The sequence below is a fragment of the Mesorhizobium sp. WSM4828 genome (assembly GCF_055811175.1).
On record NZ_JBVVQK010000005.1, the window covers coordinates 210028 to 233941 of the forward strand.

Consider the following 23914-nt stretch of genomic DNA (forward strand, 5'->3'; position numbering starts at 1 on the left):
AACCGGGTGTTTCTTGGGGGCTTTCAGCGGGGGAACGATAGAAAACGCGGCGCCGGCTGATCAGAAGGAGAAGCCAGCGTGGCGCAGTTCCCGTGCAAAACGAATGAGGGAATATAACGTGCCGTCTGTACGCAAGTTGCTTTTTACCGCTGTCCTCGTTTCGGCGACAGCGCTTTCTCCACTGGCCGCCTCGGCCGAAACTATCCTCGGGGCACTTTCAAAGGCCTATCAGAACAATTCCTCGCTTAATTCTTCACGCGCCGGCGCCCGCGTCACCGACGAGGGCGTCGCCATCGCCAAGTCCGGCTGGCGCCCGACCATCACCGGCTCCGCAGACATCGATTACACCAGCACCCACATCAATGGTACGAGTCGAACCGCGCGCATAACCACGGGCAACTTTGGCGTCCAGATCAATCAAACCCTGTTCGACGGCTTCCAGACCAAGAACAACGTCGCCGCCGCCGAAGCGCGAGTCAGCGCATCGTTCGAAAGCTTGCGCAACACTGAAGAGAACACGCTGTTCAACGCGGCGAGCGCCTATATGGACGTTATCCGCGATCGTCAGATTGCCGTGCTGACCGAACAGAACCTGCAATTCCTGACCGAGCAGGCGCGTGCGGCGCGTTCGCGCTTCGAGGTCGGCGAGGGTACCCGCACCGACGTCGCGCAGGCCGACGCCCAGCGTGCCTCCGCGGTGGCGCAGTTGAGCGCCGCCCGTGCGACGGCGCTGGCAAGTGCTGCGACCTATCGCCAGATCGTCGGCGACGAGCCGGGCAGGCTCAGGCCGGCTTCGCCAGCATCGAAGCTGTTGCCGTCGAGCCTCGATGCGGCGATCGCGATCGCATCGGCCGAGCATCCGGCCATTCTCGCCACCCAGCACCTGGTCGACGCGGCGGCGTTTTCGGTGAAATCTGCCGAAGGCGCGCTGCTCCCGCAGCTTTCGGCCAGCGCCGGCGTCTCCAGCGACTATCGCAACACGGTTCCGGGCGTCCTTGGGGCAACGCAGGACGGCACAAGGACGTCGGCGAACATCGGTGCCACGCTGACTGTGCCGATCTATTCGGGCGGACGGACCTCGGCGACTGTGCGCCAGTCTAAGGAATCGCTCAGCCAGGCGCGGATCGAAGTCGACGTCAGTCGCGACCAGGTGCGTCAGGCCGTGACATCGGCATGGTCGCAATACACCGCCGCGCAGCAAAGCGTCACGGCCAACCGGCAGGTGGTCGCCGCCGCACAGCTTGCCTTGAACGGCGTCATCGAAGAGCGCAATGTCGGCCAGCGCACCACGCTCGACGTTCTCAACGCGCAGGCGACGCTCATCACCGCCAAGATCAATCTTGTCAGCGCCGAACGCGACGTGGTGGTGGCAAGCTATGCCATCCTCTCGGCGGTTGGCCATTTGTCGGCAGAGCGCCTTGCGCTCAACGTGACGAAGTACAGGCCGGAAGAGCATTACAACGCCGTCAAGGACAAGTGGATCGGCCTGCGCACGCCGGACGGCCGCTGATCGCCAGGCCGTGTTTTCAGCCCGCGCTCGAACGACGCGCGGGCCTCAACTCCCGACCCTAATCTGTTGAAATCCGAGATGTCGCCAGATTGGGGATTCTCGCAAGGCGTTCCGTCGGTTACGCTGTTGCCATGATTCGAATCCGGCATTGCCGGACAGGAAATCTGAGAACGAGTCACAAGGGCGGCGGATGTGACGATGGCGACGGCAAGCAGCGTACAGCGCGAACCTTCCATGGAAGAAATACTGGCTTCCATCAGAAGGATCATCGAGGACAGCGATACCGGCCGCAAGCAGCCGGGCGACGCGGACGAGCTGCGCCAGGATCTGCAACCGGCGCCGGCTGCGGGACGGGCAGCGGAGGGGGATACGTTCCGTTCCGAACTGCGCGGCGGACTGGAGATCGCCAAGCCGGCCACGCGGGCCGAGGTGCAGCCAACGGTCGCGCCGGTCATCGAGCGCCTGGAAACGCCGCTCCGCCCCGGCCCGGTAAAAGCAGCGGTGACGCTGGCTGAGGTGAACACCGTTCCCGAGCCGCCTGCAAAGCCGGATCGGCCTGCGACGGCCAAGGCTGCGGAGACGACCGACACCATCATCGCCGATTGGCGGCGCGAGATCGCCGCGGTCGGCGACGCGATGGCCAAGCCGGAGCGCGCCGAGCCATCCCATACGCCGGACGCCGAGCCGAAAGCCGAGATTTTCGAGGGCGAGGCGACTGCTGGACCTGCGCCGGAGCCTTCGGAGATTGGGCTGGAGCCATCGGAAAGCAGCCCGGGACCTTCGAAAATCGGCCCGGAACCTTCGAAAATCGGATTTGCGCGTCCGGCGGCCAGCGAGGCGCCGCCCGCACGTCCGGCGATCCTTTCGGAGCATACGGGCCGGCAGGTTGCCGCCGCCTTCGGCGAGCTTTCCGACGCGTTTGCCAGCCGCAGTAAGAAGACCTTCGACGAGATGGCCGAGGAGATGCTGCGGCCCATGCTGCAGGACTGGCTGGACAACAACCTGCCGACGCTGGTCGAGCGGCTGGTGCGCGAGGAAATCGAGCGCGTCGCGCGCGGCGCGCAGTAGCAATTCGGAGAGCCGCCGACGGGCGGCGCTCGACCGGCGAATTGTCGACGTCAGCGCTGCCCCTCATCTGCCTGCCGACAGGCGCCATCGGCGAAGCATCCGATCTCCCCGCAAGGGGGGAGATCGGATGTCTCTTTGGCTTTCGCCAACCACCAAGGCTGGAAGGCACGGCAAGGGGCAGCGCGAACCTGACGCGATTGCCTTGTAACATTCAGTTCCGCGAGTTGCACCGAACCATCCCGGCGCTATCTATCGGCCATGCCCTTGCGGTTGACTTGGCAACAACCTTCCGATTTACACCGGACCACAAATTCCGGACAGCGCGGACCGTTTTCCCATGCTCGAAAAGACCTACGACGCCAAAGCCGTCGAGCCGAAGATTGCCAGGATATGGGAAGAGGCCGACGCGTTTCGGGCCGGCGCCGGGGCCGAGGAGGGGGCTGAAGCCTTCACCATCGTCATCCCACCGCCGAACGTCACCGGCTCGCTACATATGGGCCATGCGCTCAACAACACGCTGCAGGACATTCTGGTGCGCTTCGAGCGCATGCGCGGCAAGAATGTCTTGTGGCAGCCGGGCATGGATCATGCCGGCATCGCCACGCAGATGGTGGTCGAGCGCCAGCTGATGGAAAAGCAGATCCACCGCCGCGACCTGACGCGCGATGAGTTCATCGACAAAGTCTGGGAGTGGAAGGACGAGTCCGGCGGCGCGATCCTCAACCAGCTGAAGCGGCTCGGGGCCTCGGCCGACTGGAGCCGGGAGCGCTTCACCATGGACGAGGGCCTCTCCAAGGCCGTGCTCGAAGTGTTCGTGACGCTCTACAAGGAAGGGCTGATCTACAAGGACAAGCGCCTTGTGAACTGGGACCCGAAGCTGTTGACCGCCATCTCGGATCTCGAGGTCGAGCAGCAGGAAGTCAACGGCAACCTCTGGCACTTCCGCTATCCGGTCGAAGGCACGACATTCGATCCGGAAAATCCGAAGACCTTCATCACCGTTGCGACGACCCGGCCGGAGACGATGCTGGGCGATACGGCTGTCGCAGTCCACCCCGACGACGAACGTTTCCGGCATCTTGTCGGCACGAACCTCATCCTGCCGATCGTCGGCCGCAGGATCCCGGTGGTCGCGGACGAGTATTCCGATCCCGAAAAAGGCAGCGGTGCGGTCAAGATCACGCCAGCGCATGATTTCAACGATTTCGAGGTCGGCAAGCGCCACCGGCTGCCGGCGGTCAACATCCTCACCGTCAATGCGGCGGTGAGCCTCAAGGACAATGAGGACTTTCTCGCCGGACTGAAAGTGACGCCGGAGCGCCAGGCCGTCTGGGACAGCCTCGACGGACTCGACCGTTTCGATGCGCGCAAGAAGATCGTCGAGTTGATGGAGGCGGGCGGCTTTCTCGAGAAGGTCGAGCCGCATCGCCACGCGGTGCCGCATGGCGACCGCGGCGGCGTGCCGATCGAGCCGTTTCTGACCGACCAGTGGTATGTCAATGCGGCGGAACTGGCCAAGCCGGCGATCGCCTCGGTGCGCGAGAGCCGTACCAATTTCGTGCCCAAAAACTGGGAAAAGACCTATTTCGACTGGATGGAGAACATCCAGCCCTGGTGCATTTCGCGCCAGCTCTGGTGGGGCCACCAGATCCCTGCCTGGTATGGGCCGGACGGGCATGTCTTTGTCGAAAAGACCGAGGAAGAGGCGCTCGGTGCCGCCGTCGAATATTATCTGGCGCTGGAAGGGCCGTGGAAGGCCTGGGTCGAGGACAAGCTCGAGAATTTCCAGCCTGGCGAGATCCTGACCCGCGACGAGGACGTGCTCGATACATGGTTCTCGTCGGCGCTGTGGCCGTTCTCGACGCTCGGCTGGCCGGACCAGACGCCGGAGCTGAAGACCTATTACCCGACCGACGTGCTGGTCACCGGTTTCGACATCATCTTCTTCTGGGTCGCCCGCATGCTGATGATGGGCCTGCATTTCATGGATCAGGAGCCATTTCATACCGTCTATGTCCATGCGCTGGTTCGCGACAAGAACGGGCAGAAGATGTCGAAGTCGAAAGGCAACGTCATCGATCCGCTCGAGCTCATCGATGAATACGGCGCTGATGCGCTGCGCTTCACCCTAACGGTGATGGCAGCGCAAGGGCGCGACGTTAAGCTCGATCCGGCCCGCATTGCCGGTTATCGCAATTTCGGCACCAAGCTGTGGAACGCGACGCGCTTCGCCGAGATGAACGAAGTGGCGCGCGACGACGATTTCTGGCTGCAGGACGCCAAGCTGGCGGTCAACCGCTGGATCCTGACCGAGCTGACGCGAGCCGCGCGTGATATAACGGACGGCATCACCTCATACCGCTTCAACGAGGCGGCAGGTGCCGCCTACCGGTTCGTCTGGAACCAGTTCTGCGACTGGTACCTGGAACTGCTGAAGCCGGTGTTCATGGGCACCGACGAGGCCGCCAAGGCCGAGAGCAGGGCATGCGTCGCCTTCGTGCTCGACGAGATCTACAAGCTGCTGCATCCGATGATGCCGTTCATGACCGAGGAACTGTGGGCCGAAACCGCCGGCGAGGGCAGGCAACGGCCATCGTTGCTTTGTCATGCAGCATGGCCGTCGCCCGACTTCGAGGACGAGGCGGCCGCCGCCGATATCAACTGGCTGGTCGATCTCGTCTCCGGCATCCGCTCGGTGCGTTCGGAAATGAACGTGCCGCCGGCGGCGATCGCACCGCTCGTGGTGATCGGCGCCAACGAAGCGACACGCGAAAGGCTCGAGCGTCAGGGCTCGGCTATCAAGCGTCTCGCGCGGGTCGGCGACATCTCGCTCGCCGAGGCGCCACCGAGGGGATCCGCCCAGATTGTCGTCAACGAGGCGACCATCTGCCTGCCGCTCGGCAGCCTGATCGACCTTGCCGCCGAGGCAGCGCGCCTGCACAAGGAGCTTGCCAAGGTGACCGAGGAAATAGCGCGGCTCTACAAGAAGCTGTCCAACGAGAAATTCGTCGCCAACGCGCCGGAAGAGGTGGTGGAGGCCGAGCGTGAAAAACTCGCCGAATATCGCGAGGCGCAAGAGAAGCTTTCGGTGGCATTGGCGCGGGTGCGCGACGCTGGCTGATCGAACAGATTGGGTCGGCTGGCCGCAACAGATTCGCCGGTCACGAATCTGCTTTCAAGGCAGGCCGCTTGCCACGAAAACAGGCATTCCGCAGCGTAAATCTTGAGGCAAACTGAATGTTTTTGCCCCATTGTTGCCGTAATGTAACAATGGCTGACTGGGCACGCAAAATGCCCTGTTCTGTAGTGTTTTAGGTGGTATTCCCGAGTTTTCTCGTCAATTTGTATTGAGGCGGCCATTTTCCCGCCTCGGGAAAAAGACCGCAACCTTGTCGGAAATGCGTTCCGCCAAGGTGTACATGTACGCACGGCGAATTCGTTGTTGCGCCGTTAACCTGAATTGGTTCTAGCTTGATGCAAGGATATTTCGGGGAGGAGATTCATGTGTTATTCGCGTCTGAAAGTGCTGCTGGGCGCGGGGGCTTTTTCGCTGGCTTTGGCTGGGACGGTGCAGGCCGGGGGCTTTGACCGGGGCGGCGTCAACATCGACCAGCTGTTCGACGCGGCGCCATATTCGTTCGATGCGGGCGTCACCTATGTTTCGCCACAGCGCAAACTCAAGAATGTGCAGCGTCTGGATGGCTCGGGATTGTCGACGTCGGCGGTGGATGTTGGCGGCGACTATGCGGTCCCGCATGTCGGGCTAAAGGCCAACCTCTTTGAACCGGTGGACTGTCTTGCGACCTATACGGAACCGTATGGTGCGGATGCAAACTTCGGCGCCAATAACGCCTATTCGCCGACAGCGGTCAAATACGCCGTCGACACAAACGATTTCGGTCTTACCTGTTCCTACAAGGTGAACGTCGGCAAGGGCGCCTTTCGGTTCATCGGCGGTGTCTCGTACCAACAGGTCGACGCGTTTCTGTCCCGCCAGACACTGCTCGCCTTCGGCAATACCGGCCTCGGCGTCTTCAAGCTGTCCGACGAGGCGTGGGGTTGGCGTGCGGGCGCGGCCTACGAGATCCCCGAGATCGCCCTGCGCGCCAGCCTGATGTACTCTTCGAGCTACAAGTACGACGGGCTGTCGGGAACCGTCGACACGACCGGCTTCAGGGGCGCCTTTCCGGCGGATCTGATTCCTGGCTCTACCGGGGTGTACCCAGTCTCGGCGTCGGCCGAGATACCTCAAGCTCTGGAATTCAAGCTGCAGAGCGGTATAGCTCCTGGCTGGCTGGCCTTCGGTTCCATCCGCTGGCAGGAGTGGAGCAAGCTTGGCGTCATTGCCATTAATGGCGTGCGCAGTCCGGTGACCGGTGCTCCCTCGCCCGTTTCATTCGACCTGCTTTATCGCGACGGCTGGACGGTAACCGGCGGTATCGGTCACAAGTTCACCGATCAATTGTCGGGCGTGGTTTCGCTGACCTGGGATCGCGGCACTTCGACGACCTCCGGCTATCAGTCGGATACCTGGGCCGTGGCCAGCGGCGTCTCCTATTCGCCGAACGACCAGGTCGAGGTCAGGCTCGGCGGCTCGATCGGTGTGCTGACGAGCGGGTCATCGACTTTCAGCGGTGTCGGCGACGTGGCAAATGCCGTCACCTATACCTATGGCAACGACCTGCTTCTCGCCGGTTCGGCTTCCGTCAAGATCAAGTTCTAACCACAGATTTTTAAACGGCAAAACGGCCGGGCACTGCCCGGTTGTTTTGTTCGGTGGATCGGCCAGCGCCGCAATTGCCGCCCATAACGTTCGCTCCTGTAATTGTGACGTTTTGGCAACAGTTTCTGAACAACCCTCGCGCCACCCGGCCGCCCGGGAACATTGCCCATTTCCCGCCATAAACCCGGCGCACCTCAAACTTGTCTCGGGACACGCGCCAAAAGGCTAGGCGAAGAGGCAGGCCGCACCGCCCGCGGTAAGGACGAGTATGGACGCCAGAGGGATCTCCAAGGCCAAGCTGCCGAGCCGCCACGTGACCGTTGGTCCCGAGCGGGCGCCGCATCGCTCCTACCTCTATGCGATGGGGCTGTCGGCGGCCGAGATCGCGCAGCCTCTGGTCGGTGTCGCCAGCTGCTGGAACGAGGCCGCACCCTGCAACATCTCGCTGATGCGCCAGGCGCAAGTGGTCAAGAAGGGCGTGGCGGCGGCCAACGGCACGCCGCGCGAATTCTGCACCATCACCGTCACCGACGGCATCGCCATGGGCCATCAGGGCATGAAATCGTCGCTGGTGTCGCGCGAGGTCATCGCCGACTCGGTCGAGCTCACCATGCGCGGCCATTGCTACGATGCGCTGGTCGGATTGGCCGGTTGCGACAAGTCGCTGCCTGGCATGATGATGGCCATGGTGCGCCTCAACGTGCCGTCGATCTTCATCTATGGCGGCTCGATACTGCCCGGCAGCTACCGTGGCCGGCAGATCACCGTGCAGGACGTGTTCGAGGCGGTCGGCCAGCACTCGGTCGGCACCATCGGCGACGCCGAGCTGCTCGAGATCGAGCAAGCCGCCTGTCCGTCGGCCGGCTCCTGCGGTGCCCAGTTCACCGCCAATACCATGGCCACCGTCGCTGAGGCGATCGGCCTGGCGCTGCCCTATTCCTGCGGCGCGCCGGCACCCTACGAGATGCGCGACCGCTTCAATTTCGCTTCCGGCGAAAAGATCATGGAGCTGATCGCAAGGAACATCCGCCCGCGCGACATCGTTACTATAAAAGCGTTGGAAAATGCCGCGACCGTGGTCTCGGCCACTGGCGGCTCGACCAACGCGGCGCTGCATCTGCCGGCGATCGCGCACGAGGCCGGGATAAAGTTCGATCTTTTCGACGTGGCCAGGATATTCGAGAAAACACCCTATATCGCCGACCTCAAGCCGGGCGGCAAATACGTCGCCAAGGACATGTTCGAGGCCGGCGGCATTCCGCTCTTGATGAAGACGCTGCTCGACCATGGCTATCTTCATGGCGATTGCCTGACGGTGACCGGCCGCACTTTGGCCGAAAATATGGAACATGTTTCCTGGAATGACAGCCAGGATGTGGTCCGTCCCGCCAACAGGCCGATTACCCAGACCGGCGGGGTCGTCGGCTTGAAGGGTAACCTTGCCCCCGAAGGCGCGATCGTGAAGGTCGCCGGCATGACGGAGCTCAAATTCTCGGGTCCGGCGCGCTGCTTCGATTCGGAAGAGGAATGTTTCGAAGCGGTTACGCATCGCAACTATAGGGAAGGCGAGGTTCTCGTCATCCGTTACGAGGGTCCGCGCGGCGGCCCGGGCATGCGCGAAATGCTGTCGACGACGGCGGCTCTCTACGGCCAGGGCATGGGCGGCAAGGTGGCGCTCATCACCGACGGGCGTTTTTCGGGCGCGACGCGCGGTTTCTGCATCGGCCATGTCGGGCCGGAAGCGGCAGTGGGCGGCCCGATCGGGCTGCTTAGGGATGGCGACTTGATCTCGATCGATGCGGTGAACGGCACGATCGAGGTTGCATTGTCCAAAGCCGAACTGGCGGCGAGGGCAAAAGGATGGAAGGCGCGCACGACCGACTATCAGTCGGGCGCGATCTGGAAATACGCACAGACGGTCGGATCTGCCCGCGACGGCGCGGTCACCCATCCCGGCGGTGCCAAAGAAACACACTGCTATGCGGACATCTGAGTTGTTGAGGTCGTCTGTCCTTTCGGCACTGGTTGCGCTCGCCACGTTTGGCGCGACCTTGGGCGCCGTCGGCCAGGCCATGGCCTTCGACGAAAAGGTGTTCGACGACAAGACCGGTGTGAAGCCGCAGTCGAGCCCGTGGGCGGTGTTCCAGTTCGGCTTTTCCGCCTACAAGAACGGCCATAAGGAGCAGGCCGCGGAAGCCTATAAGTATGCCGCGGAGAACGGCCAGATCGGCGCTACCTGGAAGCTTGCGCGCATGTATGCCGAAGGCGATGGCGTGGCGCGAGACGACTACGCGGCATTCAAGTTCTTCAGCGAGATCGTCGACCAGGATGTCGAGCCCGGTTCGCCCGAGGAAAGCTATGTTTCGGACGCTCTGGTGGCGCTTGGTGACTATCTGAGGAAAGGCATTCCCGGCAGCCCCGTCGAGGAGAACGAGGTGGCGGCTCAGGAATATTACATGCGTGCCGCCGCCAACTACCGCAATCCGAACGCCCAGTTCGAGATGGGCCAGATGTTCCTCAAGGGCGAGGGCGGCGTCAAGGCCAGCGTCAAGCAGGCCGGACGCTGGTTCCAGCTGGCGGCCGAAAAGGGCCATGCGGGCGCGCAGGCGACGCTCGGCAACCTGCTTTTCCAAAGCGGCAAGATCGTGCGGGGGCTGGCGATGATGACCGCGGCGCTCGAGCGGGCCTCACCCGCCGACCAGCCATGGATCCGTGGCATGCAGGAAGAAGCGTTTGCCGCCGCCGGCGAAGCCGACCGCCGCACCGCGATCTCGCTGGCCGACGACATCCTCACCAAGGGTGGCGGCGACCAATAGGTCGGCGGGATTGTCGATTTAAATCAATTATCGGTCGGTTCCGCCGGCATGCCGCCGGGCGCCGGTGTTGAGATCGGCGTGCCCTGCAGATGTGGGGCCAGCGTGTTGTCCGGGCAGCCATCCCGCTGCTTTGTCCAGGACGTGTTGTTGAGCACCATCTCGCAACGGGCGAGGTAGCTTTGGCCGGCAAGCGTCAGGCAGGCGACCCGGCCGATCTGGAATGATTTGCCGTTGGCAAGGCACTCTGCATCGGCAAAAGCCGGCGTCGCCACCGCCATCGCAAGCGCGCAGCCGATCGGGCAGAGTGCAAATCGAGTAGTCATGGGAACCCCAGCCACCATGATGATTTCTCATCAAGCACGCGATTTGTGGCGATAAGAGGTCAACTTATCAAAGTGCCGCCGGACAGCAGCTCCGGTCAGGGCGGCTGCAACGCCAGATCGATCGCCACCGGCACGTGGTCGGAGGGCTTTTCCCAGGCGCGCACCTGCTTTTCGATCGAAGCCGAGGAAAACCAGTTGGCGGCTTCGGGCGACAGAAGCAAATGGTCGATGCGAATGCCGTTGTTTTTCTGCCAGGCGCCGGCCTGATAGTCCCAGAACGTAAAGACGTCCGGGGCGTCGGTGACGGCACGCACGGCTTCGGTGAAGCCGAGATTCTTTAGCCGCCGGAACGCCTGCCGCGTCGCGGGCTGGAACAACGCATCGCTTAGCCAGTTTTCCGGATATTTCGCGTCGATCGGCTCGGGGATGACATTGTAGTCGCCGGCCAGAACCAGTGGCTCTTCCAGCGCAAGCCGCTCTTCGGCCCAGCGCTCAAGTCGCGCCATCCAGGTAAGCTTGTAGGAGAACTTCTTCTCGTCGTCGATCGGATTGCCGTTCGGCAGATAGATCGAGGCAACGCGCAAGGCGCCCTTGTCGGTCGAGAACACGCCCTCGATGAAACGCGCCTGCTCGTCGGCATCGTCGCCCGGCAAGCCGCGATTGACCTCGTCGAAACGCAGCTTCGACAGGATGGCGACGCCGTTGAAGCCTTTTTGGCCGTGAGTCTCGACATTGTAGCCGAGCGCCTCGATCTCGGCGCGAGGAAACTGCTCGTCGACCGTCTTGATCTCCTGCAGGCAGGCGATGTCGGGCGCGCTTTCCGTCAGCCAATGGGTCAAATTGCCGATGCGGGCGCGGACGCCGTTGATGTTCCAGGTGACGATTTTCATGACGGCCTCGATAGGCTGGTGGTCCGGAGACTAGCGATCCGGTGGATGACGTTCGACAAGGCCGATCGTATTGCCTGCCGGGTCCTTTAGGAAGGCCATCCATTCGCTTTCCCCCGCCTGGCCGAACAGGCCTTCGGTGTCGCGATGGACGAGCGCCGGCGGCGCGGTGAAGGGAACGCCGGCGGCCCTTGCCGAAGCGTGGAACTCTTCGAGGCCGGATATGTCGAGATAGACGGTGCCGGCCGGCAGGCCGTCGGTGAAAAGCAGGCGCACGCCACCGGCCAGGATGAAGGCGATGCCCGGCGGATCGAAACGCGCATGCAGGTTCATGCCGAGCACCTCGCGCCAGAACGCCAGCGTCGCATCGAGGTCGCGCCCGGCGGAAAGCGCGACCTGACGGACCGCGCCGATGTCGGGCATTTCTAGATCGAGAAGCTGGTGCCGCAGCCGCAGGAGGCGACCGCATTGGGGTTTCTGATCTGGAACGACTGGCCCATCAGATCGTCAACGAAATCGATCACCGAGCCGCCCATATAGACCAGCGACAGGTCGTCGATCAGCACGGTGGCCCCGTCCTTTTCAATGGCGACGTCATCGTCATTGCGCCTGTCGACCAGGTCGAACTTGTAGGAGAAGCCGGAACAGCCGCCGCCCTCGACCGAAACGCGCAGGGCCGTCTTACCGGCTTCGCTCGCCACAATCTTGGCGATCCGCCTAGCGGCGGCGTCGGTCATCTCGACTTTCATGGCGGTCTTGGCATCAGCGCCCATGGGCGTCACCTTGCTTTCCGTTTTGTATGATAGGTATGAAGCGCGACGGGGCAAGTCAACTGCGGCATACGCTATGACCAACGAGTTGGGCGACATCGGATTCGGCTATCGGCCGCGCGCGGCCTATGCCAGCGACCCGGCGAAGTCGCGCGGCCGGCTGTTCGACGAGGTGGAAAGCCCGACGCGCACGCCGTTCCAGCGCGACCGCGACCGCATCATCCATTCGACGGCGTTCCGCCGGCTGAAGCACAAGACGCAAGTGTTCGTTGCACACGAAGGCGACCATTACCGCACGAGGCTGACGCATTCGATCGAGGTAGCGCAAATCGCACGCGCTCTGGCGCGGGCGTTGCGCGGCGACGAGGACCTGGCCGAGGCGGTGGCCCTGGTGCACGACTTCGGCCACACGCCTTTCGGCCATACCGGCGAGGACGCGCTGAACGATAAGATGGCCGCCTGGGGCGGCTTCGACCACAATGCGCAGTCGCTGCGTGTGGTGACGCGGCTGGAGCGGCGCTATGCCGAGTTCGACGGGCTGAACCTCACCTGGGAAACGCTGGAGGGGCTGGTCAAGCACAATGGCCCGCTGACCGATGCCAAGGGCAAAGGGCTGAAGGGGCCGGTGCCGCAGGCGATCCGCGACTATTCCGAACTGCACGACCTCGAGCTCGACCGCTTCGCCGGTATCGAGGCGCAGTGCGCGGCGATTGCCGACGATATCGCCTACAACACCCACGACATCGATGACGGCTTGAGGGCAGGGCTGTTGACGCTGGATATGCTGGAGGGCGTCTCGCTGCCGGGGTCGATCCTCAAGGGCGTGCGTGAGCGCTATCCGGCGCTCGATGACGTACGCACCGGCCACGAGCTGATGCGCCGGCAGATCACCATCATGGTCGAGGACGTGATCGTCTCGACGACGGCCAATCTGGCGCGCATCAAGCCCGGCAGCGCCGAAGCGGTAAGGGCGGCCGGCGAGACGATGGTGAGCTTCTCCGCCGAGACGGCCGCATCGGAAAAGGAGCTGAAGGCCTTTCTTTACAAGCACCTCTACCGACACGCGGAGGTCATGCGGGTGCGCGCCGATGCCGATCAGATCGTCAGGGACCTGTTCGACGTTTATTTCGCCGATCCACGCGCCATGCCGGATGGCTGGCGCGAAGGGCTCGACCGGGCAGAGGACCGCGTCAAGGCGCGCAGTGTTGCCGATTTCCTGGCAGGCATGACGGACACTTATGCGCTCAAGGAACACAGGCGTTTGTTTGACCATACGCCGGATTTGAGCTAGGGCGGGCGCGATTTTGCCGGCCAACGCGCCGGATCCCTGCAAACCGTCAGAGCCATAGCAATGAACATCTTCGCCGATTTCAACGCGCGAATCATAAAGGTCGTCAAAGCGCTTGATTTGAAAGACAAGGATGGCGCGTCGCCGGACCTGTCGCGCATCGCCGTCGAGCCGCCGCGCGATGCCAGCCATGGCGACCTCGCGACCAACGCTGCCATGGTGTTGGCCAAGCCGACCGGCCAGAGCCCGCGTGCGCTGGCCGAAAGGCTGGCCGAGGCGCTGCGCGCCGACGAGGATATCGCGGCCGCCGAGATCGCTGGCCCGGGCTTCGTCAATCTCAGGCTCAAGGACGGCTTCTGGCAGGCGCATCTGACGGCGCTGCTCGGCGAAGGCCGCAACTACGGCCGCTCGACGGTCGGCGGCGGCAAGAAAACCAATGTCGAATATGTCTCGGCCAACCCGACCGGGCCGATGCATGTCGGCCATTGCCGGGGTGCCGTGGTCGGCGACGCGCTGGCCAATCTGATGGCCTTCGCCGGTTACGACGTGACCAAGGAATACGTCATCAACGATGCCGGTTCGCAGATCGACGTGCTCGGACGCTCCGTCATGCTGCGCTACCGCGAGGCACTCGGCGATGAGATCGGCGAGATTCCGCCCGGGCTTTATCCAGGCGACTATCTGATCCCCGTTGGTCAGGCGCTGGCCGGCGAATTCGGCCGCTCCCTGCTGCAGATGCCGGATGAAGAGGCGCTTGCCATCGTCAAGGACAGAACGATCGATGCGATGATGACGATGATCCGCGAGGATCTGGCGTTGCTCAACGTGCATCATGACGTCTTCTTCTCCGAGCGGACGCTGCATGCCAACAATGCGAAGAAGATCCGCTCGGCGATCAGCGACCTGACGCTGAAGGGCCACATCTACAAGGGCAAGCTGCCGCCGCCCAAAGGCGAGAAGCCGGACGACTGGGAGGACCGCGAGCAGACGCTGTTCCGCTCGACCGCGGTCGGCGACGACATGGACCGGGCGCTGGTCAAGTCGGACGGCACCTTCACCTATTTCGCCGCCGATGTCGCGTACCTCAAGGACAAGGTCGATCGCGGCTTCGTCGACCTGATCTATGTGCTTGGCGCCGATCATGGCGGCTATGTGAAACGGCTGGAAGCGCTTGCCCGGGCGATTGCCGGCGACGAGGTCAAGCTTACCGTGCTGCTTTGCCAGTTGGTGAGGCTGTTTCGCGCCGGCGAGCCGGTGCGCATGTCGAAGCGGTCCGGCGAGTTCGTGACCTTGCGCGAAGTGGTCGAGGAGGTCGGCCGCGACCCGATCCGCTTCATGATGCTCTATCGCAAGAACGACGCGCCGCTCGACTTCGACTTCGCCAAGGTGACCGAGCAGTCGAAGGACAATCCGGTGTTCTACGTGCAGTATGCCTCGGCGCGCTGCCATTCGGTGTTCCGGCAGGCAAGCGAGCAATTGGGCGAGGCCATGTTCGACCGCAACCAGCTGGCTGCTGAAGTGGCTTTGCTGACCGATGAGGGGGAGATCGGCCTGATCAGGAAGCTCGCCGAATATCCTCGGCTGATCGAAGCTGCGGCGCTCGCGCTCGAGCCCCACCGGCTGGCATTTTACCTCTACGAACTCGCTTCCAGCTTCCACGGACACTGGAACCGGGGCACCGATAATCCCGACTTACGTTTTGTTAAGGTTAACGACCGACAATTGACGCATGCCAGACTAGGGCTGGTGCAGGCTGTTTCGGACGTTTTGACGTCCGGCCTGACGCTGATCGGAGCCAATGCGCCCACCGAAATGCGTTAGGTTTGAGTAAAAAACCTGTCACCTTTTGCCCACATTGCGCTGGTAAGGGCCAACCCTACGCGACGTCCATGGCGTCCGAATGAGTGCGAGTTCGGGAACAATAATGGCAGACAGAACCCAGCTGAGAGCAGCCGACCACAACGACATCGCAAACGATGATCCGTTCGCGGAACTGACCAGGATCATGGGGTTCGACCCGCGCCAGCCGGTCAAACCGCAAACGCCGGCCCAGCCGAAAACCGCTGCCGCCGAACCGTCGGTGGACGAGGGCGATTTCGACATCGATCTCGAGAAGGAGTTGATGGGCGAGTTCGGCACTGATGCCAATGACAATGGTTCTCCTGCCGAGCTTCGCGAGCCGACACCCGAACCGGCCGCCGCCAACGAGATGGAGGATGAGCTTGCCGCCTCGTTCGAACAGGATTTCGCGTTCGACGACAGTGCTGCGGATGATTCTGCTCCCGTTGCGGCCGCTCCTGTTGCCGCCGACGAAATTGCCTCCGCCCCCGAAAGCTCGTTCGCTCCCGCTGTCGAGCCGGAGTTCGACGAGGAGTTCGATAACGCCGTCGCCGGCTCGCTCGAAGACGTGTCGCCGTTCGAGGACGACCTGTCGAGTGACGACGAACTTTCCGCCTCTGTCGACCAGGATTTTCGGCTCTACGACGATGTGACGGCCAAGGTGGCGGTGACGGGCGAGGATGAACCCGGGGCCGCAGCCCAGGCGATCGAGCCGGTCGACGAGCCCGCCTTCGACCCCGCCTTGGACGATGAGTTCGACAACGCCGTGGCAAGTTCGCTCGAAGACGAGCTGATGCTCGAGGAGCATGAGCCGATGGAGCAGGCGGTCGCCGTTGACACCGCCGTGCAGGCCGCCGCGCCTGCGTTCGATGACGAGTTCGACGATGCCGTTGCAAGCTCGCTCGAAGACGAGCTGATGTTCGACGAGCATGAGCCGGAGGAAAACGTCGCCGCTCCGGCATCGCCGGTTGAAGCGGTTTCAGCCGATGAAGATCTTGCCGGCCATTTCGATGATGCCATGGCCGATGTCGACATGGACTTCGACGTTCGCCCGAACGAGCCTGCCGAAATCGAAGAACCAGAGTTTATCGAAGAGCTGTCGATCGAAGAGCCAGAGGCCGCTCGGCTTTCCGGCACGGCCGCCGAGGCGGCGTTCGATGACGATTTCGATCTGAGCTTCGACGATGCGCCTGCCGAGGACGCCGAAGAGCCGGTGGCGCAGGTTGCGGCCGAACCAGCGGCGCCGGCCGCTGTCGTCCCGACGGCTCCAGTGGCCGAGGAACGGAGCCTGGAAGACGAACTGAACGCGCTGCTCGGTGCGATGAGCACACGGCCGGCACAAGCGGTCAACGAACCTCAGATGAGCCAGCAGCCTGCCCAGCAGCCTGGCCAGAAGCCCATGATGGCTGCTCAGCAGCCCGTCGGGCCGGCAGTTCAGAAGCCAGCAGTGGCCGCTGAACAGCCAATGGTGGCGGCTGAAGACGTCATCCACGAACCGGTGCATGCTGTCGACGAGCTGGATTGGGAACTGGACGAGCACGAGCCCGCCGAGCCGCAGCAGTCCAGTGCCGCCGATGACGCCGATCTTGGCAGTGTCCTCCTCGATGAGCTTGAAGGCGAGGATTTCGGTGTTGAAGCCGCTGCCGGACCTGTGGGCGATTTAGACAACGATGCGCTCGATGCCGACTTCGCCAGGAACATCGGCCTGGATCATGACTCGGCCGACAAGAGTGTGGCAGCTGCTGCCGAAGAAGACCCGCTCGATGGGCTGAACTGGCTGACAACACGCGCCACACCGCCCGAGCCGGCCCGCTCGTGGAGCCGCGTGACACCGGTTGCGCAGCCTCAGCCCGCTTTTGCAGGCCAGCCGGTCGCTTCGGCGCGTCCGGCACCGCCGCAGCCGGCTGCAACGCCGTCCTATCGGGCCGCACCGGTCGGAGAGGCGCCGTCCTATGAAGGCCAGGCATCCCGTGAAGACAGGCGGTCCAATGAGGATCGGCCATCCTATGAAGATCGGCCAGCCTACACGGAAGCTGCACCAACTTCGTATCAACAGCCTTCCGCCTATGACGAGATGCCTGATGTCGAGACGGTCGACGTGCCCGAGCGCGTCGTGGCGCTGGCGGAGGATCTCGACATTCCGGAGCTCAACTTCGACGATGACGAGCCGGTGGCGCCCGCCTACGACGATCTCGATGCCGATTTTGCCAGCCTTCTCACCGAAATGAATGCCACGGATATAGCGCCTGCCCCGGTGCGCAGTGCTGGCTATGACGATGAATACGATGCCGGCTTCGCGTCTGGCTATAAGCAGGATCGTAGCGAGACGCGCGCCTATGGCGCCAAGCCTGCGGAAGCCCCCGTCAGCGCGGCAGCCGCTTCCTATGCCGATGCAGCGGACGGTTTCGATCTGGGCCCATTGCCCGGTGGCCAGCCGGTTTCGCAAGCCGACGATTTCACCTTCGATGAGCTCGACTACGACCCCGAACTGGACGACGAGATGTCGGTTCCGGGCCTTGCCGAACGCGGGGCTGAAAGGCAGCCGCGCAGGCGCGGGCTGCTGATAGGTGCGGTGGTTGGCGCGGTGGCGATCGCCGGAGGCCTTGGCGCCTTTGCGTTGACCCTCGGCGGCAAGAGCGGCGGCGATGCGCCGGTTATCGTCAAGGCCGACAACAGGCCGATCAAGATCAAGCCGGAAAATCCAGGCGGCACCGTCGTGCCGAACCAGGACAACAAGGTCTATGACGCTGTGGTCAAGGGCGCCAAGCCCGCCGAGCCGGTTCAGCAGAAGCTGGTCACCAACACCGAAGAGCCCGTGGACCTGAAGGCCAACGAACCGGAGAGCCGCGTCGTCGATCTTTCGCCCAATGACCCCGATGCCGCGGACGATATCGACGCGCCCGGCACCGAGGCGTCTGATACCAATGCGTCTGGCATCAACGCGCCTGACGCCAACGCGCCTGACACCAACGCGCTTGGCACCAATGCGGCTGGCGCTACCGAAACCGCCGCCGCACCGGCGCCCAAGTCCGAGGATCGCATCGCGCAGGTTCTGCAGGAGGCCGAGAAGGGTGCCAACCCCGAGATCGTCGCCGTTGCGCCGCGCAAGGTACGGACCATGGTTGTGAAACCTGACGGCTCGCTGGTGGCGCGCGAGGATCCGGCGCCCGCCGCCCCGCAAATAGCTGCTGCCGAGCAGGCCGATCCGGCGCCGCAGCACGTGGCTCCGGCCGCCCAGGCCGACGCCGCCGCGCAGACCGGCACCGTGCCCCTGATCGACCAAATGACAAGTGATCCGAAGATTGAGGACCAGGCGAGTGGCGACCAGCCGAGCGGTGATCAGGCCGAAACCACCAAGCTGCAGCCGGCGCCCAAGCCCGACACAAAGGCTGAAGCCAAGGCCCAGCCGTCAGCCAGCAAGCAGTCCGCCAACACCCCGGCCACGGTTCCGGTGGCGCCGCAGCGTCCGTCCGACCAGCCGGTCGATGTGGTCGGCGAGGTCAAGCCCGATCAGGTCGCTTCCATCGATCCGGCCGCGGCAGGGGCTGGTTCGTGGTCGATACAGATCGCTTCGCAGCCGACAGTCGAAAGCGCCCAGGCGACTTACCAGGATCTGCAGCGCCGCTATGGCAGCGTGCTTTCCGGCCGCACCGCCAACATCGTCAAGGCCGAGATCGCCGGCAAGGGCACCTTCTACCGCGTCCGCGTTCCGGCGCAGTCTCGCAACGAGGCGATCAAACTGTGCACCAGCTACAAGGCTGCCGGCGGCAATTGCTTCGTGTCCCACTAGCGGCACCAAAGCCCCTCGAAAAGCCGGCGCCCGCGCCGGCTTTTTTGCGTGAACGGAAAGCTCTGGAGGCAATTGCGGGCGATTCCCTTTGTCGGCGCGAAGCTCTAAACTGTTCCGCATGACCGAATCAAGATCCATGATCCTCGGCTGCGCCGGGAAATCACTGACCCGCGACGAGATCCGTTTCTATCGCAACGAATGCCCGTGGGGCTTCATCCTGTTTGCGCGCAATATCGGCGAGACCGAGCAGATCCGCGATCTGGTCGCCGCGATGCGCGACTGCGTCGGGCGTGCGGACGCGCCGGTGTTCATCGACCAGGAGGGCGGCCGGGTGCAGCGCCTGCGGCCGCCGCTGGCGCCGAACTATCCGGCTGCCGGTGCACTCGGCGCCTTGTGGCGCGACGACCATGATGCCGGCACCCGTGCCGCCTGGCTGATGGCGCGGCTGCATGCCTTCGATCTGCTGCGCTACGGCATCACGGCGGATTGCCTGCCGGTGCTCGACGTGCCGATCGAGGGCGCCAGCGACGTCATCGGCGCGCGCGCCTATGGCAAGGAGCCGCGCGCCGTCGTCGAACTGGGTCGCGCCGCGGCGGAAGGCCTGATGGCGGGCGGCGTGCTGCCGGTGATGAAGCATATTCCCGGCCATGGAAGGGCCTTCGCCGATACGCACTTCGAACTGCCGACCGTCGACGCCTCGATCGGCGACTTGCAGCGGCATGATTTTGCCCCGTTCAGGGAGCTCAACCATTTGCCGATGGCGATGACGGCGCATGTCGTCTATAGCGCGATCGACCCGAAGAACCCGGCCACCACATCCGGCAAGGTCATCGAAAAGATCATCCGCGGCGAAATCGGCTTCGACGGGCTGTTGATGAGCGACGACACTTCGATGAAGGCACTTTCTGGGGATTTCCCGTCAAAGGCGGCCGCTATCCTTGCGGCGGGCTGCGATCTGGTCCTTCACTGCAACGGCGTGTTCGACGAGATGGCCGGCATTGCATCGCGCACGACCGGGCTTGAAGGCAAGTCGTTTGAGCGCGCGGAGCGGGCGCTGACCTATATCAGGAACCGTGATCGGGCTGATGAAACCGAGGTTCGGGCCGAATTTGCCAGTTATTTCGACGCGGTGGCCTAGCATCAAAGGAAGCGAAGTGGCGGAAACATTGGACCTGAAGGCCGGCAAGGCCGCACCGATGGACCGCTTGTGGGCCGAGAACGACGATTCCCGGCTGACCGGCGATCCGGCGTTGGTCGTCGATGTGGCCGGCTTCGAAGGTCCGCTCGATCTTCTGCTGCATCTTGCCCGCAATCAGAAGGTCGACCTGTCGCGCATCTCGATCCTGGCGCTGGCCGAACAGTATCTGGCCTTCGTCGAGAAGGTGAGGGCGCTGAGGCTGGAGCTTGCCGCCGACTATCTGGTGATGGCGGCGTGGCTGGCGTTTCTCAAGTCGAAACTCCTGATCCCCAAGCAGCCTGGCGACGAAGGCGAAAGCGGCGAGGAACTGGCGGCGGTGCTGCAGTTCCGGCTGAAGCGGCTGGAGGCGATGCGCGACGCGGCGGCACGGCTGGTCAACCGCAACCGGCTCGGACGCGACGTGTTTGCACGCGGCATGCCGGAAATGGTGATCGTCGAGAAGCGCAATGCCTATTCGGCCTCGCTCTATGACCTGTTGACCGCCTATGCCCAGCAGCGCCAGAAGCAGGCAATCACCAATGTGACGATTGCCAGGCGCGGCGTGTGGTCGCTCAAAGATGCGCGCGACGTGCTGACCAGGCTAATCGGGTCGCTGCGCGACTGGACGGCGCTCGACAGTTTCCTGGTCGAATATCTGGCCGGCCCGGAAGAGCGGCGCACCGCGGTTGCCAGCTCGTTTGCGGCGACGCTGGAACTGGTGCGCGAAGGCAAGATGGAAATGCGGCAGGACCAGGTGTTCGCGCCGCTTTATCTGCGCGGCCGCGCCCAGGCCATCAAGATAGTCGAGGTGACACCATGAGCGAACGCGCCAACGCTTCGGTCATTCCGTTCAAGGTCGACGACGACGCCGAGCAAGGCGCGGTCGCCGAGAACCCGGCACAAAATCAGGGGCAGAACTTGTCGCGGAATCCTGGCGAGCGGCTGCATATGGCGGAGGCCGTACGGATGGCCGAGGCGATCGTATTCGCCAGCGCCGAGCCGGTCAGCGAAAAACAGCTCACTTCGCGATTGCCCGACGGCATCAACATTGCCGCGGCAATGGCTGAACTGCAGCAGATCTATGCGCGGCGCGGCGTCAATCTGGTGCGCGTCGGCGATGCCTGGGCGTTTCGCACCGCCGGCGACCTCGCCTTCCTGATGAGCCGTGACACGGTGCAGCAGCGCAAACTGTCCCGCGCTGCCCTCGAAGTGCTGGCGATCATCGCCTACCACCAGCCGGTAACGCGCGCCGAGATCGAGGACATCCGCGGCGTCGAGACGTCAAAGGGGACGCTCGACACGCTGATGGAGACCGAATGGGTGAGAATGCGCGGCCGGCGCCGAACGCCCGGCCGTCCCGTCACCTACGGCACGACCGATATTTTCCTCGACCATTTCGCGCTGGAGGAAATACGCGATCTCCCCGGCATGGAGGAATTGAAGGGTGCGGGGCTGCTGTCCGGCCGCATGCCGTCGAATTTCTCGGTGCCGCTGCCGCCGGCCGACCCAGATGCGCTCACCGACGACGAGGATCCGCTGACCGACATCGACCTCGAAGAACTCGGCCTTTTGACGCCGCGCGTCACGGAAGATTGAGCCGAGCGCCATCTTAAAGCCACAGGCAGGATGGAACTGCGCCGATTGGTAGCGGGCCGCCGTGCCGAAAGTGCGTGACTTCGGCGACTCATTCATGAACTCTGTCGCAGTTCTGTTTGAATCCGAACCCGAAAGCGCATAGATCAGCGTCTGGGAAACCGTTCGAGAGAGATTTGCTATGGGTTCATTTTCGATTTGGCACTGGATGATCGTTCTGGTGATCGTGCTGCTGGTCTTCGGCCGCGGCAAGATCCCCGAGCTGATGGGCGACATGGCCAAGGGCATCAAGAGCTTCAAGAAGGGCATGGCCGACGACGAGACTGCCGAGGACAAGCGCACCGTCGAACACCGTGCCGACGAAACCGTTTCGGTGCCGAAGGAAAAGGCCAGCAAAAGCTGAGCCCAAACTTTAGTCGGAACGTATAGCCATGTTCGAAGTCGGCTGGACCGAGATGCTGGTGATCGCGATCGTCATGATCGTGGTCGTCGGGCCCAAGGATTTGCCCAACATGCTGCGCACTTTCGGCCGCACAACGGCGAAGCTGCGCGCCATGGCGTCCGATTTTCAGCGGCAGTTTAATGACGCGCTGAAGGAAGCCGAGCTCGACGACGTCAAGAAGTCGGTCGATTCGCTGAGAAGCCTTAATCCGGCAGCCGAGATCAGGAAGCAGCTCAATCCATTCGAGCAGGCCGCCGCCGACGTGCGTTCCGGCGTCGACGCCGTGATGAAGCCCAAGCCGGCCGTTGATGCCGCCGCTTCGACGGAGCAGGCAGCCGAGCCATTGAAGAACGGCGCAACGACGATGCCGGGGGTCAGCCCGCCGGAGCCGACGCCGGCCACGCCGACCTTTCCGGCGATGACGGACGAGTCCGTCGTGGCGCCGGCAGTGCAGGCGCAAACGGCTGCAGCGGCCGTGCCGCAAAAAGCACCTGCGGCAAGGAAGAAGCCGGCGCCCGCGAAAGCCGCGGCCGCCGCGCCGGCCAAGCCGGCAAAGACCGCTGCGCCGAAGGCCGCCGCAAAAGCTGAGTCGAAAGTTCAATCGGCAGCGAAGAAGCCGGCGACAGCTGCGAAGAAGCCGGCCCCCAGGAAAACGGCGGGAGCCGCCAAGTGAGCGTTTCGGACAAGGAAAAGGACGAGATCGAAAAATCGTCGGCTCCGCTGATGGAGCATCTGATCGAGTTGCGCCGGCGGCTGATCTGGTCGATCGGCGGTTTTTTCGTCGCCTTCCTGGTCTGCTTCTTTTTCGCCAAGCGGCTGTTCAACCTTCTGGTCATTCCGTTCAGATGGGCGACCCAATGGGCCGGGCTCGACCCGCACAAGGTCGAGCTGATCTATACGGCGCCACAGGAATTCTTCTTTACCCAAGTCAAGCTCGCCATGTTCGGTGGCATGGTCATCGCCTTTCCGCTGATCGCCACGCAGATCTACAAATTCATCGCGCCCGGCCTCTACAAGAACGAACGCAACGCCTTCCTGCCGTTCCTGATCGCCTCGCCGATCCTGTTCCTGATGGGCGCGTCGCTGGTCTATTTCTTCTTCACGCCGATGGTGATGTGGTTCTTCCTCGCCATGCAGCAGACCGGCACCAACGACCAGGTGCAGATTTCGCTGCTGCCGAAAGTGTCCGAATATCTCAGCCTGATCATGACGCTGATCTTCTCCTTCGGCCTAGTGTTCCAGTTGCCGGTGGTGACCAGCCTGATGACGCGGGTCGGCATGCTTTCGTCCACGGCCCTGGCTGAAAAGCGCAAATGGGCGATCGTCATCGCCTTCGTGGTGGCGGCGGTGCTGACGCCGCCCGACCCGATGAGCCAGATCGGCCTCGCCATTCCGACGATCCTGCTCTACGAGGTCTCGATCTGGTCGGCCCGGCTGATCGAGCGCAGCAAGGAGCGCGACCGTGTGGCCCGGGAAAAGCAGGACGCCACCGAAGAGGTGGCCGAAAAGCCGGCGGACGCGTCTTCGACGTAGGTTCGGTTGAGGCGGGCAGCATCTTTTTGCCGGCCGCAGCAACTTTGTTCTTGCTTTGTGCCGGCAGCTATGCTACTAATTTGGGTATGGTGCCAATTGGCTCCAAAAACCCGCCTCCCGAGGCGGGTTTTTTGTTTCCAGGGTGAAAACTCCGG

At 63.2% G+C, this 23914-nt stretch carries 19 protein-coding genes; 15 read left to right on the plus strand and 4 right to left on the minus strand.

Annotated elements, in window-relative coordinates:
* Nucleotides 1–118 precede the first annotated feature (118 nt).
* From AC0L2X_RS08715 to AC0L2X_RS08740, 6 genes are all read left to right on the plus strand, one after another.
* Nucleotides 119–1510 carry a TolC family outer membrane protein gene (locus AC0L2X_RS08715; protein ID WP_473556513.1) on the plus strand — a complete coding sequence of 464 codons (1392 nt, stop codon included), beginning with the start codon at nucleotides 119–121 and terminating at the stop codon, nucleotides 1508–1510.
* Between the two features lie 198 nt (nucleotides 1511–1708).
* The gene (locus AC0L2X_RS08720) at nucleotides 1709–2578 is read left to right on the plus strand and encodes a PopZ family protein (RefSeq protein WP_473556511.1); all 870 of its coding nucleotides are present in this window, start codon (nucleotides 1709–1711) and stop codon (nucleotides 2576–2578) included.
* A 337-nt stretch (nucleotides 2579–2915) separates the two neighbouring features.
* Nucleotides 2916–5699, plus strand: a complete 2784-nt coding sequence (locus AC0L2X_RS08725; RefSeq protein WP_473556509.1) for a valine--tRNA ligase — start codon at nucleotides 2916–2918, stop codon at nucleotides 5697–5699.
* A gap of 381 nt (nucleotides 5700–6080) precedes the next feature.
* Nucleotides 6081–7301, plus strand: a complete 1221-nt coding sequence (locus AC0L2X_RS08730) for an OmpP1/FadL family transporter (protein WP_473556507.1) — start codon at nucleotides 6081–6083, stop codon at nucleotides 7299–7301.
* A 268-nt stretch (nucleotides 7302–7569) separates the two neighbouring features.
* The gene (gene ilvD / locus AC0L2X_RS08735) at nucleotides 7570–9294 is read left to right on the plus strand and encodes a dihydroxy-acid dehydratase (protein WP_473556506.1); all 1725 of its coding nucleotides are present in this window, start codon (nucleotides 7570–7572) and stop codon (nucleotides 9292–9294) included.
* A complete protein-coding gene (locus AC0L2X_RS08740; protein WP_473556505.1) occupies nucleotides 9281–10117 on the plus strand; it encodes a tetratricopeptide repeat protein in 837 nt (278 codons plus the stop codon). Before ilvD ends, AC0L2X_RS08740 begins: the two co-directional genes overlap by 14 nt.
* 23 nt (nucleotides 10118–10140) lie before the next feature.
* Here AC0L2X_RS08740 and AC0L2X_RS08745 read toward each other — a convergent pair whose 3' ends face one another.
* From AC0L2X_RS08745 to erpA, 4 genes are all read right to left on the minus strand, one after another.
* Nucleotides 10141–10458 (minus strand): hypothetical protein, encoded by a 318-nt coding sequence (locus AC0L2X_RS08745; protein ID WP_352490602.1) that lies wholly within the window; start codon nucleotides 10456–10458, stop codon nucleotides 10141–10143.
* A gap of 77 nt (nucleotides 10459–10535) precedes the next feature.
* Nucleotides 10536–11330, minus strand: coding sequence for an exodeoxyribonuclease III (xth, locus tag AC0L2X_RS08750; RefSeq protein WP_473556501.1), 795 nt, complete (start codon nucleotides 11328–11330; stop codon nucleotides 10536–10538).
* A 30-nt stretch (nucleotides 11331–11360) separates the two neighbouring features.
* Nucleotides 11361–11750 carry a VOC family protein gene (locus tag AC0L2X_RS08755; RefSeq protein ID WP_473556499.1) on the minus strand — a complete coding sequence of 130 codons (390 nt, stop codon included), beginning with the start codon at nucleotides 11748–11750 and terminating at the stop codon, nucleotides 11361–11363.
* Nucleotides 11751–11752: 2 nt separating this feature from the next.
* The gene (gene erpA / locus AC0L2X_RS08760; protein ID WP_254818314.1) at nucleotides 11753–12100 is read right to left on the minus strand and encodes an iron-sulfur cluster insertion protein ErpA; all 348 of its coding nucleotides are present in this window, start codon (nucleotides 12098–12100) and stop codon (nucleotides 11753–11755) included.
* 73 nt (nucleotides 12101–12173) lie between these two features.
* Here erpA and AC0L2X_RS08765 point away from each other — a divergent pair, with 73 nt between their 5' ends.
* The 9 genes from AC0L2X_RS08765 (at nucleotide 12174) to tatC (ending at nucleotide 23759) form a co-directional block, all read left to right on the plus strand.
* Entirely contained in the window at nucleotides 12174–13388 is a 1215-nt protein-coding gene (locus AC0L2X_RS08765) for a deoxyguanosinetriphosphate triphosphohydrolase (protein ID WP_473556497.1), read from the plus strand.
* A 60-nt stretch (nucleotides 13389–13448) separates the two neighbouring features.
* The gene (argS, locus tag AC0L2X_RS08770) at nucleotides 13449–15206 is read left to right on the plus strand and encodes an arginine--tRNA ligase (RefSeq protein ID WP_473556494.1); all 1758 of its coding nucleotides are present in this window, start codon (nucleotides 13449–13451) and stop codon (nucleotides 15204–15206) included.
* Between the two features lie 103 nt (nucleotides 15207–15309).
* Nucleotides 15310–19014, plus strand: a complete 3705-nt coding sequence (locus AC0L2X_RS08775) for an SPOR domain-containing protein (RefSeq protein WP_473599583.1) — start codon at nucleotides 15310–15312, stop codon at nucleotides 19012–19014.
* Between the two features lie 118 nt (nucleotides 19015–19132).
* A complete protein-coding gene (gene nagZ / locus AC0L2X_RS08780; RefSeq protein ID WP_473556491.1) occupies nucleotides 19133–20152 on the plus strand; it encodes a beta-N-acetylhexosaminidase in 1020 nt (339 codons plus the stop codon).
* A gap of 58 nt (nucleotides 20153–20210) precedes the next feature.
* Entirely contained in the window at nucleotides 20211–21011 is an 801-nt protein-coding gene (locus AC0L2X_RS08785) for a segregation and condensation protein A (protein WP_023678931.1), read from the plus strand.
* A complete protein-coding gene (scpB, locus tag AC0L2X_RS08790; RefSeq protein ID WP_352451389.1) occupies nucleotides 21008–21787 on the plus strand; it encodes an SMC-Scp complex subunit ScpB in 780 nt (259 codons plus the stop codon). Before AC0L2X_RS08785 ends, scpB begins: the two co-directional genes overlap by 4 nt.
* Before the next feature lie 178 nt (nucleotides 21788–21965).
* Nucleotides 21966–22187 (plus strand): twin-arginine translocase TatA/TatE family subunit, encoded by a 222-nt coding sequence (locus AC0L2X_RS08795; RefSeq protein ID WP_352490594.1) that lies wholly within the window; start codon nucleotides 21966–21968, stop codon nucleotides 22185–22187.
* A 28-nt stretch (nucleotides 22188–22215) separates the two neighbouring features.
* A complete protein-coding gene (tatB, locus tag AC0L2X_RS08800) occupies nucleotides 22216–22899 on the plus strand; it encodes a Sec-independent protein translocase protein TatB (RefSeq protein ID WP_473556487.1) in 684 nt (227 codons plus the stop codon).
* Nucleotides 22896–23759: a twin-arginine translocase subunit TatC gene (gene tatC, locus AC0L2X_RS08805; RefSeq protein WP_023678927.1), complete on the plus strand. Its 864-nt coding sequence runs from the start codon at nucleotides 22896–22898 to the stop codon at nucleotides 23757–23759. Before tatB ends, tatC begins: the two co-directional genes overlap by 4 nt.
* Nucleotides 23760–23914 lie beyond the last annotated feature (155 nt).